We start from the raw sequence: 17,776 nt of genomic DNA, 5'->3' as shown, positions 1-17,776 counted from the left end.
ACGACCCATGAGAAAAATATTAAAATATAATGCAGGCTTGCTTTGCGCGATGATCATGTGCGTGTTTTCCGCCTGCAACAGTTTCGTGAAGATCGATGCATCGCCGTTAGTGATCAATTCTGCCGAATTATTCCGGAGCGATGAGGTGGCTACTTCTGCCGTGGTAGGATTATATAACCAGATGACCACCCTCAATATGTCCGCCATGAACGGTGGCATCACTGTGTACAGCGCGCTATCGGCCGATGAGATATATCCCGGGGGAAGCAATACCAATTACGAGGTATTTTACAGAAATGCAGTACCGGAATCCAACGGCATCGTCAATCTTAACCTCTGGGGATATTTATATCGTTCCGTGTACCGCTGTAATGCGATCATAGAAGGCATAGACCATTCCACCGGACTTAGTGAGGCCACCCGTAAACAGCTGCAGGGCGAAGCATATTTTGTACGGGCCTTCAATTATTTCTACCTCGTGAATCTCTTTGGCAAAGTGCCCCTGAGCGTGGAAACAGACTATCGCAAGAATGCCATTGCGCCCCGCTCCGAAATAAACGAGGTATATGCACAGATTATCGAAGACCTGAAACAGGCCGCGCTTTTACTGCCCCAGCCTTATGTTTCCCAGAACAGGGTACGCCCTAATTATTATACTGCCCTGGCACTCTTGTCCAGAACCTATTTATACACCGGCCAATGGGAGCAGGCCGAAAAAACGGCCACAGCGATAATCGATGGCGGAATGTATCAAAGGGAGGACGACCTGTCTGAAGTTTTTCAGATAGCCAGCACAGAAACGATCTGGCAGTTATACAGAGATGCAGTGAACACTTCCGATGGCGCTGCTTTTATTCCGCTATCCGCGTCGGCAACGCCGCCCCTGATCCTCACCCATGAGCTGATGCAGCGTTTTGAGGGAAACGACCAGCGCAAAGCAGCCTGGACCGGGTATAATACGGTTGACAATAACCCATTGTACTATCCGTACAAATACAAAATCCGCAGCGGGTTGCCCGTACAAGAGTACACCGTAATTTTCCGCCTGGCCGAACAATACCTGATCCGGGCCGAAGCCCGGGCCCGCCTGGAGAATCTGGAAGATGCCAAAGACGATGTTGATGTGATCCGCAACAGAGCCGGGCTCGGTGGAACAACGGCAACGGATATACCCGCGCTGCTGACCGAGATTGAATCACAACGCGCCCTCGAGCTGTTTTGCGAATGGGGCCACCGCTGGTTTGACCTCAAGCGCACCGGCAGAGCCGATGCCGTGCTGGAGCCGCTGAAATCCGGATGGCGAAAAGAGGCGGCCCTTCTGCCCATCCCTTCTGCCGAGCGTTTAATAAATGTATTTCTTGACCAAAACCCGGGATATAACGATTAACCTGTCCTGATTAAATTCATCTGACCATGCGTAAATTTCATGCCGCATCCGCCATACTACTGGTATGGATGCAGATATTCCTTTGTTCTCCGGTGAACGGCCAGCAACAACTCAATGTGGGAGACACCCTGCCGGACCTGGTATTTCCGCACATGTACAATTACACCGGCGATACCCTTCGCCTGTCGGACCTGGCAGGCAAACCCGTGATCTTCGATTTCTGGTCTACCAGCTGCTCTGCCTGCCTGGCGTCTTTCTCCCACATGGATGAGCTGCGGCAGCAATTCGGGGATAAAGTACAGTTCATTATGGTGAATAAGGAATTAAAAAGCAATCATACTTTCGGCCCGGCCAGAACCCATCAGTTATTTGAACGAAGGAGCCAATTGCACAAACCGGCCATTCCGTTCATCACGCAGGATTCTTCACTTTCAAACCTGATCCGGCCGCTCGGCCTGCCCTGTATTGTATGGATGGACAGCAACCGGGTGATCCGGCATATCAGCAGCCGCATCAACGCTCCTAATGTTCAGCGTATGCTGGATGGGAAGGCCGTTGAAATAGAACCCTACCGCGGCCGTCAACGGTACGTCAAGACCCTGTTTGATCCGCAATATGAGGAGTATGTGGGTTACCATTCCTACTTCTCCCGCTATATCACAGGGGTAAACCCGGGCGGAGGACAGCAGGCGATCAGCGTATCGCATAATACGATCCCCATGCTGTTTCAACTGGCGTATGGCGAGCCGGACGCAAACGGAAGAAGCAAATATCCATTTCACCGTATTGGACGGATGATCCTGGAAGTAAAGGACAGCACTCCATACTTCCAGCCGGAAGAAAAAGCGCTTCGTTATGAATGGGGCCGCCGGAACATCTATGCTTATGCCCTGAATCTACCGCCCTCAAAACTCCACCGGAAGTACAAGTATATGCAGCAGGATCTGGAACGGTTCTTTGATCTTAGCGCGCATGTGGAAAAACGGTACGTGAAATGCATAGTGATGCGAAAAGCAGACGGCCGTGACCGCCTGGCTACCAGGGGTGGAGAACAGCAGCTGGGATCTTTTTCCACAGGTACCATCTCCGCTGACGATAACTTCCGGGAAGAAGAAGTATTCCGGAATACGCCTTTCGGGATGTTTGCATCCCGGCTGGCAAACTATGTAGAATACCAGCTCAAATATCCATTTGTAGACGCAACGGGATATTCCGGTAATATTGATCTGAAGCTCAAAGGAACAGTGATCCGGAATCCCGGCATCGAAAACCTCCGGAAAGCGCTGAAGCCCTACGGACTGGAATTAAGTGTGGAACCCTACGAGCTGGAAGTACTGGTTGTGCGGGAGAATGATCTGTCCGGCCTGCCGGAATAAATCATGCAGTTTGCATATAAAGGCGTTAAGATGGGGCATACTCCCATCTTAACGCCAACCCAGACTCAATACTCATTAGAAAGTCTATTTGTCCCGGATCACCAACACCGGTATACGGCGTTTCTGCTTTTTGATATCCAGGCCGTAGGTTTGCAGTGATTTCCGCAGGGCCTGCAACCGGCGTGCTTCCGGCAGTTGATCGCTACGTTTGCCCAGCGCAATTATCATGGAGGTACGGACCATGTAGTTGTGGGCCATATCCGTATCATCTATAAAAGCCAAAGGCGTTTCCAGGTTCTCCAGCAATAACCGCAGCCGTTTGGAGATATCAGGAAAAACGCATTGCTGAAAGACCTGTGTGGAGTCCGTACGGAACGCTACATAAGGTTTACTGGTATCAGAAGGAGGTAATTTAGACTTGTCTTTCTGCACCAGCACATAGCAGGACATCTTTCTATGCTCTATGCGGGCTTCTATACCCCAAAGCTGTCCAAAATAGCGGTTAAGGTCTTCCTGCATGTAACGGTGCAATTCATCGTCTGTAACCAGTGGTGTTACGATCTCATAGGAAAATACATGCGGGATACGCCATTTATCAAGCAGGTTCTTATCTTCTGGCGGAAGGAGCTGTGCTTTCTTATCCGATTCAATGATGAATCGCAATTTATCTTTTGCATCTGCCGGCTGAAAGGCGTCCAGGAAAAGCCTGGGCACGGCGTAGTTATAGAGTGATATTTGCCTTGTACCGGATGCCGTATCCACCTTGTTGGACCGTCCACCGGAAGAATTGGGCAGATAATGGGTCAGTGCGGAATAGCCCACCGTTTTCAGATCGGAATGTGTGGTTCTGATCAGCCCCTGTATGATATGGTATCCTGTGAGGCTGAGGTCTTTTTTCTCCGCCAGGGGCGGCAGCTGATTTTTTAGCAGTTGTTGTACATTTTCCGGTGTGGCATTGTGGCCGTGGGTGATTGCCGCAACTTTTCCATCCGGGCCGATCCACACGTGATGCGGCACTGTGCGGTGCGGGAACAGCCGCTTCCAGATCGTATCCCCCGTTACCTGGGGTAAAACGGAAAGACCTACTCCTGGTTTATACTGGTACATGCGCCGGGTACGGGCTTCCACCACTTCCGCGGATTCATGCGGGTTCACAAGTATTACCTGTAGCTGTCCGGGAAACTTTTGCTGGAGGGCTTCCATCTTTGGAAAAGCGCCGATACATGCAGAGCAGCCGGTAGACCAGAAATCAAGTATTACCACTTTTCCGCGAAAATCAGCTACGGATGCGGCAGTGGGGTAATTGCGAATATTCCGGAAGGGAATATCCGGCATTTGATCTCCCACGGCCAGGGGCCGGAGCTGCGTATCCTGGGCCAGTGCCGGGCATAGCAAGCCCAGCACTGCTACCAGTGTAAGTGTCCATTTCATCATTCCATATTTTTTATTGATTAATTGTATCCCGGGTTCTGGTCCAGGTTATTATTCAGCAGCCGCTGGCTGACAGGGATGGGAAATAGTACTGCCGTACTTTTCCAGAGCGGCTTCAGCGGGCCTAATACTTCATCCGCCCGTGTCAGGGCCGGTTTCACGAAGCCCGGTGTACGTTTGAGATCAAGCCAGCGATGCCCCCATTCGCAAAACAGTTCTGTCCTTCTTTCCTGCTCCACCAGCCTGAGCGTTTGCTCCTGTGAAGGCAGCGGCGTTTGTGTACTAAGCAGCGTTAACCCTGCACGCTGCCGCAGGCTGTCAATATCCGCCAGCGCCAGTTGTACCTGGTTGCTACGGGCGTACGCCTCTGCCCTTACGAGGTACATCTCCGCATACCGCATCATCATATAACCCTCTTCGTTTTCGCTGGTACCATTCGCGTAATTCACCCTGTATTTGTAAGGATGTGGATATTCAATACCGGCAAAAGTGCGCATCAATACCCAATGGTCCTTCCGCGCATCGCCCGGCTCAAAGGATGCCATGAGCTGCTCCGAGAGATAAGTGGAAAGCGCAGCTCCGGCTGTAAAAGAGTTCCCTTCTGTTGTATAGCTGTAAGGGTTAGACGGCGTGGCTCCGGAAATCTGCCAGAGCGCCTCAGGGCTGTTATGCCTGAATACCTTGGTGAGATCGTCCAGCAATGCATATCGCTGAGCCGTCAGTACCTGTGTTGCATATTTCTCCGCCTGTTCCCACTCCCGCTGATACAGATGCACCCGTGCCAGCAAAGCAGCCGCCGTCCATTTACTGGGACGCACTTTCTTTTCTACGGGGTTTATATCATCCATCATTTCCACCGCCATAGTCAGGTCTTCCCTGATCCGCCGGTAGATCTCCGCGGCGGGGGTACGCGGCATGGTGGCATTGACGGTATAATCTGTGCCTGTAACCAGCGGTACATCCCCGAACAGATTGACCATGTAGAAATAGTAGAAAGAACGCACGAACAGGCATTCACCGGTAAGACGGTCCTTTGCCGCTTTCGTTATCCCGTCGCTGTCCGCCAGCCCTCCTATACAGGCATTAGCGTGGTAAATCACCATATACGCCCGGGTCCACAAGGTGGAAAGTGCGGATATGTCCTCGTTCAGGTCATTCGTATAAAAGGGTAAATAGTTATTGCTGCTTCCGGTATATGCCATTTCATCAGCAGACAATCCGCCCAATACCGTCACGCCTCCGTTCGTGATGTAAAGCGCGGCAGTATTGGTAAGCTGCATGATGTTGGGTGAATACAGTCCCCTGACGCTGGCTTCGGCCATTTTTTCATCAGTAAACACCAGGTCGTTCACCACTTTGCCTTCCGGCAGCCCTACGTCCACCAGCTTTTTACATCCGGCGCCTGCCGAAAGAGCGCATATCAGCAAAACGGTATAATATCTCCTACGCATCATAAATTCATTTTTTCAATTAAATAGTAATGTTAAGCCCTGCCGTAACCGTCCGCAACGGTGGGATGCCCAGTGTACTGATCGGTGCTTCCGGATCTCCTTCCCTGTTGCTGCTCCAGGTAAACAGGTTATATCCCTGGAAATAAATTCTGCATGCCTTTATGCCGGCCGGTTTCAGCCGGTCTGCAGGCAGGTTGTATGAAAGCATGAGGGATTTGAGCCGCATATATGAATTGTTACCGTAAGCGATATCAGAAGACCTAATCCGGGAAGCCATGGTAAAGGCGGGACTGGAAAAGGCGGTAGCTTGCTGGAACTTCGCATCCGCATCGCCGGGTTGCTGCCAGCGGTCGGTAAGCGAGGCGAGACGGTTTTGCATGTCGCCGGCATAGGCGCTGGCGTAATACTGGTTATATCCGAAAATTTTCTTGAACTCCAGGAAAACGTCCAGTTCCACGCCTTTATAGGCGAAGCTGTTGCTCCATCCTCCGAAAAAAGCGGGGTCGGTATGGCCGATCACCTGTTGGTCGAGCAGGTTGGCGGTGCCGTCCCGGTTCACATCCTTCAGCGTGTATACTCCGGTTTGCGGATTTACTCCTTCTACAACATAGGCCCTGATAAGATTAATGGATTGCCCGACTACATAGATGTTGTTGTAACTGGAAGATTCAATACCCGGGAAAGACTTTAATATATTACGCGGTAAGGAGAGGTTGGCTGCTGTATTCCAGGTAAAAGCACGTTCCAGCGGACGGGCATTGATCTCGAATTCCCAGCCGCTGTTCTGTATCAATGCGGGAAAATTGCGGATAACGCCGGCAAAACCCGTTTGAGCCGGTAATTTGTATTGAACAAGCTGGTTATTACTACGGTTCCGGTAGTACGAAACGGTAGTCAGCACCCTGTCGTTCCAAAATCCCAATTCCAGGCTTCCTTCCAGTTTACGGTTGCGTTCCCAGTTAAAGGCGTCGTTGAACAGCGCATCCGGCATCAGCGCAGGCAGGCCATCTGCTTTGGCGGCGGCGGGAGACCAGGTATTGAGATACATATAATCCCCGATCTGGTCGCTTCCCGTAATACCGTAGCTGCCCCGCAGCTTGCCGAAGCTCAGGAAACGCAGCGCATGCTTCAGCGCAGGTTCCTGGTAAAAAATCCATCCCATGCCTACGGCGCCGAAATTGCTGAACTTTCTGCCATCTCCGAACCTGCTGGAACCGTCCCGCCGGCCGGATAAATTCAGCAGATACCGGTCATGCCAGCGCCAGGTAAACCTTCCGAACGCGGCGGCATATTTATACCGTACATAGGAATTGCTGGCAGACAACCCGTCTGCCGCATTCAGCATACTTATAAATGCATCATCCGTATAACCTCTTCCCGTAACAGAAGAAGAAGTACGGTTATTATATTGCCATGTACCGCCGGCCAGCGCCGTCATTTTCATATCCCTGTACCGGAAAGCATATTCCAGCTGCGGCTCCGCCAGCCAGCTTTTAAGGCGGCTGTTGGAGAGGGAAAAGGAACCGGTCTGCGTATTCAGCGGGTCCAGTGAAGCCACCGGAATAATGTTGTTTTCTTTTGTATGGATGCTGTTATGCCCAAGGCTGGTTTTCAGCACCAGGCCTTTGGCCAGTTTGTAAGACAGCTGCAGGTTAGCCAGCATATTTTCCATATCCATATTTGCCTGCTTCAGCAAGCCTGCCATAGGGTTTGCGAACCGCGCGCCCTCGGGGCCCCAGTTCAGCTTTCCGCCGGCATCATATGGAGAAGGTGCGTTAGGCGGCAGATCAATTCCGGGCATGCTGCCTGCCGATTCATTCCTGGTAGCGCCATAGTTAATACGTAGCTGCGTCTGGAACCTTTCATTCCGGGAAGTGTTGCTGATGTAAGTTTGCAGTGAGCCCCGAACGTTGGCATGTTCCCCCGGGAATACATTCGTTTCTCTTCTGAAGCCGGCGCCCAGCATAAATTGCGTGCGCTCGTTCCCGCCTGACAAGCGGGCATTCGCATCTGTGGTATGTGCCGTTCCCCCGATGAGGAGCCGCTGCCAGTCTGTATAAGCCGTCGTATCCCAGATCAGCAGATCGTATGCATCCGCGGGCGTAAGCGGCCGGTTGGCATTACTAAAAGCCTCCCGGCGCATTTTCACATATTCCTGCGTATTCATCATTTTCCATAAACGGGTCACTTTACTGGCGCCAGTGTATACCTGGGCGTTAAAGACAGTCTTGCCAGGCGCACCTTTCCGGGTAGTGATCAGAATAACCCCGTTTGCGCCCCTGGAACCATAGATAGCCGTGGCATCAGCATCCCTGAGCACTTCAATACTTTCTATATCAGCAGGGTTGATGATCTGGAAAGGGCTCAGGCCGGCAGTGAGCGTGGTGTTTCCGCGTGTGACACTGGAGGGGCTAACGGTAGCAAAATTGCTTGGCGTTCCCGTACTGGCCAGGGAAAAATGCTGGTTGATGTTTTCATTGCCTGGTGCAAAAGGCACCCCATCGATAATGAATAAGGGATCGGACCCATTGGTCAGCGAGTTCTTGCCGCGCACCTGCACTTTGATAGCCGCCCCGGGCGCGCCGCCGGTTGCAGATATATTCAGACCGGCTATGCGGCCCTGCAATGCAGCCAGCGGATTGCCCACCGGCTGTTTCTCAATATCCGCCGCTTTCAACGTGCCGATCGATCCTGTAGAAAAACGCCGGATAGTGGTGCCGTATGCGATCACCTGCACTTCGTCCAGTTTGGAGTTTGCCTGCTTCAACAGAATATCCCATGTATTCATGCGGCCTTCCGGAAGTGTGACAACCTGCGTGGCGTAGCCAATAAACGACACTTCTATCACATCACCGGCTACGGCTTCCACTGTGCACATGCCTTCTGCATCAGTAATCCCGGTTTTACGTGTGCTGCGGTTCAGCACGGAAGCGCCGGCCAGTGGTTTGCCTGTAGCATCCATCACCCGTACCTTTACCGGTGGCAAAGGTACGGTGGCCTGTGCGGGTTCACTTTTCAATGCCAGCACGATCGTTTTGTTGATCAACCGGTAACGCAGCGGCTGATTTTTGAACACCTCATCCAGCACAGTGTGCAAGTCTGCATTCCGCAGGTTGAGCGTTACGGCATTCCCTTTTTCCAGCCATTCCTCATTATAAAAGAAAGTATAACCGGTTTGCTTTTTAATATCGGCAATTACCGCTTTCAGTGAAACCTCCTGCACCTGCAGGCTTACCTTCTGTGAAAAGCTGCGGGCGCTGGCCATGCAACAGGTTACAAGCAGCATTAAAGTAGTAAGCTTCATAACATTCAACATCGTTTTTATGGCAGCAGTCCACCTGATAACAGGCGGTCTTGTCCTACACCAAATAATTTGCGGGCACAGCTTCCCTGATGGAACCGTGAATTCCTTAAAATCCATAACTTTGTACTGGTTTACGTTAATCAATAAACAATCCGTTCCGGGATCTTGTCTTATCGGTTAACCGGCCAAATAAAAGCTTCCGGTGTTAGCGCACCGGTAGCCAGCCCCGCCTGACAGCGGGGTTTTTCATAGCCGGTTGTTTACTTTTGTGCGCGCTGTTGCGCTAATAAATATCACATGAAATTGATGCTGGTTGATTTTAGTTAAAAGCGATTTTGATTTATAATTAATTGACGGCCGTCCATTTTACAGTTCACCCCGCTGGTGCGAAGCATTTCCAGTACCTGGGCGAGGCTGGTGTTACGGGGCATTTCCCCGCCGAAACGCATCTCCCGGACGTTTCCTTCATACACCACATCCACATCATACCAGCGTGCAATCTGGCGCATCAGTACGCGAATATCCGTACCATTAAAGCTGAAATACCCGTTTTTCCAGGCCATTACCTCGTCTGTATTCACATTTCCGGCGAGGCTGAGCGTTGTTCCGATGCGTGCCTGCTCTCCGGGCCGCAGGCGCAATTGTTCGTTGCGGTGATGTACCAGCACACTACCTTCCAGCAAGGTCACCCTTACATCAGGCTCATCCTCGTACCCATTTACATTAAAGCGGGTGCCCAACACATGTACCGCGGTATATTCGTTATAGCTCACGATGAAGGGTCTTTTTTTATCCGGCTTAACCTCGAAATAGGCTTCTCCTGTGATCCTTACCCGGCGTTCCTTCCCCGTAAAAGCGGTGGGATATGTGACAGCACTACCTGCATTCAACCATACCGCCGTACCGTCCGCCAGCATGATCTGCACAACCTTGCTTCCTCTGGGATTGGATAGTGTATTATACTGCAACAACTGGTCCCCGGCATCTTTGCCGGGCTTATAGGTGATCTGCCCGTCCTCTTCTTTAACCACCTGTACGGCGCCTTCCCTTGTCAGTTCCCCCTGTTTCAGGCTATCCAGCCGGATACTCCGGCCATCTGCCAGTGTTAACGTCGGCGTTTTTGTACCGGGCCATATCTGTTCCGGCGATATATGATGGCTGTCCAGTTCAGGCGCTTCCTGCCGGTCTGTCAATAGCAACCATCCGCCCCCTATTCCAAGGAGTAAAAGTATAGCCGCCGCAGCGGCATACCGTATCATGCGGCGATATCGGGGCCGATGGCCCTGCGTGCCGGGGGCAGCCGCCAGCGCCACGTTCTGCCATATACGTTGCTGCAGATGCTCCTTTTCCACATCTGTAAGTTGCTCCAACAGCCCCTGCTCCCCGTCAAACCGCGTATCCCACTGCGCCAGCTGCGCCTGCTCTTCCTCACTCAACGGCTGCCCATCAAGGTATTTGTCCAGAAGTATCTTTAGTTCCTGCTGCTTCATGCTGGTATATTTCCTGCTTAAATATGGATAACAGGCCATAAATGATATGGCGCTATATCAATATGTCACGCCAAATGATCATTACCGCCATCTTTATCTAAAAAAATTTTACAGAAAAGTTAACCGGAGCCGGGGTTTGCAAAGAGGTTAGGAAATTGTTTCTTACTTTTATTCCGATATATGCCGGTACCTGATGACGAGACGCACTCCCGATAACGATACGGACCTTCACCTTGTTCAGCAGCTGCAACACAATGCGCAGGGGGCGTTGGCGGCGATTTATGAGAAATACTGGGCGCCCCTCACGGAATTCTGTTATAAAAGGCTTCAGCAAAAAGCGGAGGCCGAAGAAATAGTGCAGGAAATTTTCATTTCCCTATATGAACGAAGGGAGCAACTCCAAATTCAGCAAACCCTGCATGCCTATCTTTTCACCGCGGCACGATACCGGATCTACAATCGCTATCGCAGCTGGATGCAACAGAAAAAGCTGCACTACATCCTGCACCTGGAAGATGTGGACTATGCGCCTGCCGCCAATGAGCTGGCTGAATTTCGAGAACTGGAGCAACGGGTGGAAAATTCCCTGCGCCGCCTGCCGGAAAAGTGCAGAGAAGTATTTCTGCTGAACAGAAACGATCAGCTAAGCTACCGCGAGATCGCGGTAAAGCTCAACATATCTGTAAACACCGTAGAAAAGCACATGGGCAAGGCTTTGAGGATATTACGAAAAGATTTGCAGGGATATGAGCTGCTGGCCCTGATGCTGATATCCATGAATGATTGTCTGGCTGTTTATTGAATTGTCGAGCACGGCATAAAAAGCGAAGACAGGAAACGCAACGCCCCGGGGGCCCGGGGCGTTTGTTGTGAAAATACTATTCTTTTGCCTTTTCCACCAACGCAATGAACTCCTTCCGGCGCGCCTCATTAAACGGTGAGGGCGCATTCACGGTGGTCAATTCGTTGTTCCCGTTTACAATGATCAGCGTAGGAAAAGCTTTGATATTATAGTAACGGATGATGTCCGTTTTGCCATCGGTTTCCTCTGCCCATACATTCACATCCGTAGCATCGGAATATTTTCCTTCTTTCACACTCTTCAGCCAGCTTTCCTTTGTACGATCGTTGCTGATGCTGAGAAAAACCACACTGGTATCTTTGCTGAAATATTCCTTTACCGGCTTCATGTTCTGATGCTGTACCGCGCACCAGTGGCATCCCGTAAACCAGAAATCCATTATCACCACTTTACCTTTAAAGTCCGCCGGCGTGCGGATGCGGCCTTTATCATCCGCCAGGGAATAATTGAGCCCGGGCTGGAAGCGGCGTTTGCGCGAGGAAATATCCTGCATCAGTTTCCTGTACTCCGGATGCTGCATGTTAGCCAATATACCGGTCACTACATTATCATCCAGGTTTTCCTTTATGTTACGGCCCATATACGCCATCAGGGCTACCTGGTCGTATACGCTGCCGGTATATACCAGCCTCGCATACTTCATCAGCTGATCGTACGTAGGCAAAAGCGGGTAACCGCTGGCGCTTAACATAAACCTCAAGTCCGTAAAGATTTTTCTGTACAGGTAATTGGCATAAGCATGAGATGGTGTTTTATACCCGCTCTGTTTTTCAGACAGGTCTTTCCGGAGCATATACCTCAGGTAAAAGTCCTTTACCGCCTGCTTGTGAACGCTGGTCCCCATGTCGTATTTCATGTTGTAAGTACTCAATGACATGTTGTTGCGGGAAAAACCCATCCAGTCGTACAACAGTATCCCGCGTAAGCTCTCATCTATCCGTCCATTGTAAGATGCCAGCACACCGCGTATAGCCTGTTCTCCTTCTTCCATCGCTTTATGATGGCTCTGTAAAAGGTTATACATCCTGCGATAGTTTTCCGTGGAATCTCCATGATTGTCGGAAAGCCTGGCTGCATTCTTCAGCGCCATTATCCGTTTATTTGTTTGCACATAGATGTCTTTCAGGGCAAGCTGGCATTCCAGGAGGGCGGCATCTTTTCCACTCACATGCATGCCGTTAGTGTCCAGCTTCATCTCCACGTCCATGCCGGGCGCAAGCCGCCAGGGCACCCAGCTAAAATAGAAATTGGCGCGCCATGCTGCCGTTTGCCTGTCCAATGGAAGCCTGATATACAATACAAAAGGTTGACCGGCTTTTAACTCGATGATGAACCGGCCGTTCTTTACCGGTATTTTCTGCCGTGGCACATCTGTTGGATCATATTCTTCATATAAGCCCACGGGCGCCTGTATCTCTAAGTATTCCATATCCATCTCCGGCGAAACGGTTCCTTTCATCGTGCATGTGGAGGACGATTGTGCCAGCAGGTTGCCGGCAGGGAAAAGGGGTCCCAGGCAGGCGGCAATGGCCGCTGCCTTCAGGTAATTAAGCATGATTTTCATTATCGTTGGTTTTGAGTGATGTTGCTGCGGTTGATCTCGTTTTGAGGAATGTTAAAAATGTATCTTGGAGAATTAGGCGCCAGGGTAAAGTGCTGGTCATCCAGCTTTCGCCTGAGGGTGATGTTAGCGCCTTCCTTGTTCAGGCGTTTGATATCGTTCCACCGGAGTACGCGCCAGACCAGCTCCTTTCGTCTTTCGCCCAGCACCTTTTGCAAGGCCTCTGCTTTATTGCCGAACTGCAGGGATGTGTACGTGCCGGTCTTATAACGCTTTACCAGCAGGCGGTCCAGCCACCCCGCCGCTTCGGACAGTTTGTCCTCACGGGCGAGGCACTCCGCCTTGATGAGATACAGTTCGTCCACCGCAAATCCACTGAATGCGTACAGACCGGTACCGTTATATCCTGTTTTGTGCGTATGATAACCGCTTGCTTCCCTGCGGTAATAAACCTGCAACCGCAAGTCGTTCTGGTCGTACATCGCTATCAGCACGGTGTCTACAAATACGCTTCCTGAAGTATTACGGCGGGCAAGATTGTTATACCGCACGCCTGTTCCATACATGATCAGTTCGTCGTTTGTGCGGGTAAACGGAGTATTGGACGTAGTACTGACAGTATTATAGTCGATCAGTACATCATAATAGCGCAGTGCACTGTCCGCATACCGATGCGCCTGTGTATATTCCCGGCGGCTGAGATGTATACGTGCCAGCAGTGAAAATGCGGCCAGCCGGGTGGGACGGTTCCGCTGCGCCAGCGGCACATTGTAATAAAGATATTCCAGTGAAGCATGCACATCGCCGAATATCTGATCGTAGCAGGCTTTCACGCTGGAACGCTGTACCGTGTAATCAATAGAAGGGTCCAGGCGCAGCGGAACGCCCAGGTCCTGCTCCTGTGTGGCGGGATCGAAGGGCGCGGAGAAATTGCTCACGAGGTCATAATAAGCTTTAGCGCGGTGCAGGAGCGCCTGCCCGTAAATATCCCGCATATCGCCGGTAAGCGGACCTTCCTGCCTGTTGAGCTCGGCTATCACATTATTCACATAAAAGACCGCTTCATAGGGGCCTTCCCAGTCTTCGATCTCTGCTTCCCCGCCATACACGTCCTGCTCCCAGACGTAAGATGCCCTTTCTACGGCGGAACGGGAACTTTGCCAGAAGCTGTAACTGTTGATGAAGTAGTCATCCGCCGCCAGATCAGGAAGGGAAGCGCTTCTGCCGAGTATTTCGTAGTTATCGAGCAGCCTTTGAAAATCCTCCGGCCGGCTGGGTGTAAGGATGTTGCTATTGGGCTTCGGGTCCAGGAACTTATCCGAGCAGGAAGCCAGCACAGGCAGCATCAGTATGTATAATAGTTTTCTCATGTTGTTCTGATTTAAAAATGAGCACGTGCTCCGATGGACAATTGCAACGGTACCGGGTAACCGGACAACACATGCGGGTCCAGCCCCTGGCTGTTCTTCCGCCAGATAATGCCCAGGTTAGACAGGTAAGCATATACCTGCAAACCGGAAATACCTTTTACACGGGGCTGGCAATCGTAGGCCAGGCGGATATCCTGGAAACGTATGTGATCACCCCGCAGCCCGAGTACGGTGGAATGCTGATAAAAGGTGTTACGGTTGACATTGTCCGGATACAGAAATGCCGGCACGGTGGTATGCAATTCATCGCCGGGTTGCTGCCAGCGCAGCGCGTAATCGGAATACTGGTAACTGCCGCCGATCAGGCCGCCGGTGTAAAAGGAATTGGTGCGTTTGAAGTAATACCCGAACTTGAACAGCAGGTTAAAGGACAGTTCCAGCTGCTTCCAGCTGATGGTGTTGCGCAGGCTGCCAAACTGTACCGGCACTTTAGATCCCATCATCACAATACTATTGCGGTCCTGCCCGTTCTGGATATCTCCCCAATCATCTGTAACTCCCCGGCTGGTGCGGCCCAGCGGATCACCTTTATCGTTGAGCCCTTCAAAGGCATACATGACAAGCGCGTTGATCGGATAACCTTCGATCGGCACGATGCCCAGGCTGCTTACAATATCCGTGTTGGAACCGGGAGGAATGTAATATTCCGTTACGCGGTCTTTACTGATATTCAGTATCAGGTCTGTGCGCAGCCGCACCGCCCGTTTCGGGGTCCAGTTATACCAAAGCTGCATGTCCAGCCCCGCCGTGTGCGTGGCGGCCACGTTTCCGTAAAACTGTACTACGCCGGTTTGCGGCGCAACCGGACTGTACCCCATCAGATCCTTGCCGTTTTTTATATAATATTCCGCCACACCGCCAACGCGGCCATTCCAGAGGCTGAAGTCCATTCCTATATTCATATTCTGCACCCGTTCCCAGCGCAATGTGGAATTGGGCGGATTCAAAATAACGTCTATCGGCATATTCCAGAGGCTGGTAGAGCGATCCAGCTTCGAGGTGAGAAAGGCGGTGGTGTTTTTATCAACATTCCCGTTATAACCGAAGGTGGTACGCAGCTTCAGATAATCCAGCACCTCTTTCCTGTCAGGCAGAAGGGTATGCAGGTTATAAGCCGCTCCCAGTGACCACAATGGCACCCCTCTTTGATTGGAAGCCACGCCAAAGATGTTGGATTCGTCTTTGCGGGCGCTGGCGGTCAACATCAATCGGCTGTTATAATCGTAGGAAAGCAAGGCATATACAGAGCGGTTACGGTCTGTACTTTTCGAGCGGCTAGCAGTATTGGTCAGACGGGAGTAGAAGCCGGTGTGATAAATCTCGTAAAAGTTAACGTCATCTATACTTACCTGGCTCTCTGTTTCAGCATCATATCCATACAGGTTGGGCGGGTTATTCGCCGTCTGCTCGTCATGCCGCCATTCGGCGCCGATCATTCCGCCGAGCCGGTGCATCGTGCCCAGGCGCTCATCCCAGTTCAGCTGAATGCGCCCATATTGTGATCGCTGGCGATAGAAGCTCTCGTTCAGTATCGCTCCCTTCGGCACCACGTACTGTACTGTCCGGTTGGCGTGATCTACCTGCGAATATTGATTGACCAGGTCGCGGACGTAAAAAGATGCCGGATCATAAAGCGTGGAAGCGTCGGTCCTGCCCAGGCTGTGCAGGTAGCTGACCTTTATCTCAAATGAACGGTATATCCTCGAACTGATACTGCCCTGGATACGCAGTTGCTGGTCCTGCTGATCATACCGGTTCAGTTCGCGCTGCATTTCATCCAGCGGCCTGTACTTCCAGTCCAGCAGCAGCCCCTGCCCTGCCGTATCCGTGTAAGAAGACCGCAGGGTGCTGAGCGTCATTACCTCCAGCGGTGCTCCGTTCTCGGCCAGTTTGGCGTAAGGCGTGCGGGGCATATACCCTGCGGCATTGCCGGTTGTTTCCCGGGACTGGGAGAACAGCACGTCCAGGTTAGCTTTAAGCCGGTCGCCTAAAATCGTCCACTCATTGGCGGAACGCAGGTTAAACCGGCTGGAACGCTGATCTACCCGGTTATTCAGTCCACGGTCGTAGCCTATCGAGAAGATATTCTTCAGTTTTTCCCCGCCCGATGAAAGTGTTAGCAAATGCTGCTGCTGAACGCTTTTCCGGTAGAAATACCGGTCCAGGTCGTCCCGTACATCATGCCCCGCAATCTCCGCGATCCGGCGGTCCGCCTCGTCTGCCTGCAGACGGCCTGCCCTCACCTGTGCCAGCAGCTCCACTACGGGCGACAATGGGCTATAACCGTTATTGATGTTGCGATCATATTCGCCCAATGCGAAAAGCCGCCTTTCCGCATCAACATATTCCGCGGAAGTCATCTGTTTGGTATAGTATACATCGGGCTTTGCGGAAATGCCGAGATTGGTGCTCAGTTCCAGCCGGAAACCCCGTTTAGCCTTTTTGGTGGTGATAACGATCACCCCGTTGGCAGAACGTACGCCCCAGATAGAGGCCGCCGTAGCATCTTTAAGCAGGGTAACGCTTTCGATGTCGTTAGGGTTGATGAGATTGATGTCTCCTTCATAAGGAAAATTATCAAGGATGATCAGCGGGCGCGTATTGGAAAAAATCGTGCTTCGCCCACGGATGCTGATCTGATCCGGGTTGCCGGCATTACGGTCCAGCAACAACCCGTTGGATACGCCTTCCAGGCGGGAGAGAATGCTCATGCCGGTGCTCCGTTCAATAGTTTCCCTTCCTATCCGGGTAAAGCTGCCGGTTACGCGCTCCTGCGGAATCTCCTGGTACCCGGTGGCTACCACCGCCAGTTCCCGGAGTACCACCGTTTCCCCCTTGAGCTGCAGACGGAGCACTTTTTCACGGATATGCGTTTCCGTTATTTTCAGGGTCAGCTGCTCGTGACCTATATACCGGATAACAAGGACGTCACCGGGAAACACACTGATCGTCACCCGTCCGTCGTGACCGGTTATAACGGACTGCTGGCGGCTGCGGTTATGCACCGTTGCCCCGGGCAATGCGTGACCGGCGGAGTCCGTCAGCTGTATTTCCACCTGTTGCGCGATTTCTGTAAACCCGGCAGGTTTTTCGATAACAAATATGCTTTTCCCTTTGATCCCGTAGCTGAGTTGCGGTTGCGCCGCAAAGACGGTGGACAAAAACTCATCCAGCGGCATCTTGTCCGCATGCATTGCCACAGGTCTGGACAGCTGAAGAACTGGGTCTGAGTAAAGCACTACATAATCGGTCTGCCGTTCAATCGCTTCAAAAACCTGTTTTAAGGTGAGTTGTTTGCCTGTTACCGAGATCCGTTGTGCCAGTCCCTCAGCACTGGCAGACATCAGACAAACCGTCAATAGCAATCCCGTCAATCGCATAATCCTCCTGATTTGGTTGATCAAGTGACAACCCGGCCGTTCCGTGCCGGAAGCCGGAACGAAGCCGTTGGCATTCGCCTTTTTTTTCATAGATTGTGATCCGT

General features: G+C 51.7%; 10 protein-coding genes. 3 read left to right on the top strand and 7 right to left on the bottom strand.

All coding sequences use genetic code 11. The features are described from left to right. Positions 1-7 precede the first annotated feature (7 nt). Both CCY01nite_RS21990 and CCY01nite_RS21985 read left to right on the top strand, forming a co-directional pair. Positions 8-1,387: a RagB/SusD family nutrient uptake outer membrane protein gene (locus tag CCY01nite_RS21990; protein WP_146866278.1), complete on the top strand. Its 1,380-nt coding sequence runs from the start codon at positions 8-10 to the stop codon at positions 1,385-1,387. 26 nt (positions 1,388-1,413) lie between these two features. Then, entirely contained in the window at positions 1,414-2,763 is a 1,350-nt protein-coding gene (locus tag CCY01nite_RS21985; RefSeq protein WP_146866276.1) for a TlpA family protein disulfide reductase, read from the top strand. Positions 2,764-2,847: 84 nt separating this feature from the next. Here the strand turns inward: CCY01nite_RS21985 and CCY01nite_RS21980 are convergent, their stop codons facing one another. From CCY01nite_RS21980 to CCY01nite_RS21965, 4 genes are all read right to left on the bottom strand, one after another. Next, the gene (locus tag CCY01nite_RS21980; RefSeq protein WP_146866269.1) at positions 2,848-4,197 is read right to left on the bottom strand and encodes a TlpA family protein disulfide reductase; all 1,350 of its coding nucleotides are present in this window, start codon (positions 4,195-4,197) and stop codon (positions 2,848-2,850) included. 17 nt (positions 4,198-4,214) lie between these two features. Further along, on the bottom strand, positions 4,215-5,648 hold the full coding sequence (locus CCY01nite_RS21975; protein ID WP_146866267.1) for a RagB/SusD family nutrient uptake outer membrane protein: 1,434 nt from the start codon (positions 5,646-5,648) through the stop codon (positions 4,215-4,217). A gap of 16 nt (positions 5,649-5,664) precedes the next feature. Then, a complete protein-coding gene (locus tag CCY01nite_RS21970; RefSeq protein WP_186831203.1) occupies positions 5,665-8,949 on the bottom strand; it encodes a SusC/RagA family TonB-linked outer membrane protein in 3,285 nt (1,094 codons plus the stop codon). 323 nt (positions 8,950-9,272) lie between these two features. Further along, entirely contained in the window at positions 9,273-10,439 is a 1,167-nt protein-coding gene (locus CCY01nite_RS21965; protein WP_186831202.1) for a FecR family protein, read from the bottom strand. Positions 10,440-10,632: 193 nt separating this feature from the next. Between CCY01nite_RS21965 and CCY01nite_RS21960 the strand changes: the two genes are divergently transcribed. Next, positions 10,633-11,241: an RNA polymerase sigma-70 factor gene (locus CCY01nite_RS21960; RefSeq protein ID WP_146866261.1), complete on the top strand. Its 609-nt coding sequence runs from the start codon at positions 10,633-10,635 to the stop codon at positions 11,239-11,241. A 76-nt stretch (positions 11,242-11,317) separates the two neighbouring features. Here CCY01nite_RS21960 and CCY01nite_RS21955 read toward each other — a convergent pair whose 3' ends face one another. From CCY01nite_RS21955 to CCY01nite_RS21945, 3 genes are read right to left on the bottom strand one after another with little or no spacing between them, the layout of a single operon-like run. Next, positions 11,318-12,865: a TlpA family protein disulfide reductase gene (locus tag CCY01nite_RS21955; RefSeq protein ID WP_146866259.1), complete on the bottom strand. Its 1,548-nt coding sequence runs from the start codon at positions 12,863-12,865 to the stop codon at positions 11,318-11,320. Next, entirely contained in the window at positions 12,865-14,232 is a 1,368-nt protein-coding gene (locus CCY01nite_RS21950) for a RagB/SusD family nutrient uptake outer membrane protein (protein WP_146866258.1), read from the bottom strand. Before CCY01nite_RS21950 ends, CCY01nite_RS21955 begins: the two co-directional genes overlap by 1 nt. An 11-nt stretch (positions 14,233-14,243) precedes the next feature. Further along, positions 14,244-17,672 (bottom strand): SusC/RagA family TonB-linked outer membrane protein, encoded by a 3,429-nt coding sequence (locus CCY01nite_RS21945; protein ID WP_186831201.1) that lies wholly within the window; start codon positions 17,670-17,672, stop codon positions 14,244-14,246. Positions 17,673-17,776 lie beyond the last annotated feature (104 nt).

The sequence above is a fragment of the Chitinophaga cymbidii genome, assembly GCF_007992715.1.
GTDB classification, from domain to species: domain Bacteria; phylum Bacteroidota; class Bacteroidia; order Chitinophagales; family Chitinophagaceae; genus Chitinophaga; species Chitinophaga cymbidii.
This window is presented reverse-complemented; position numbering and strand designations above follow the sequence as displayed.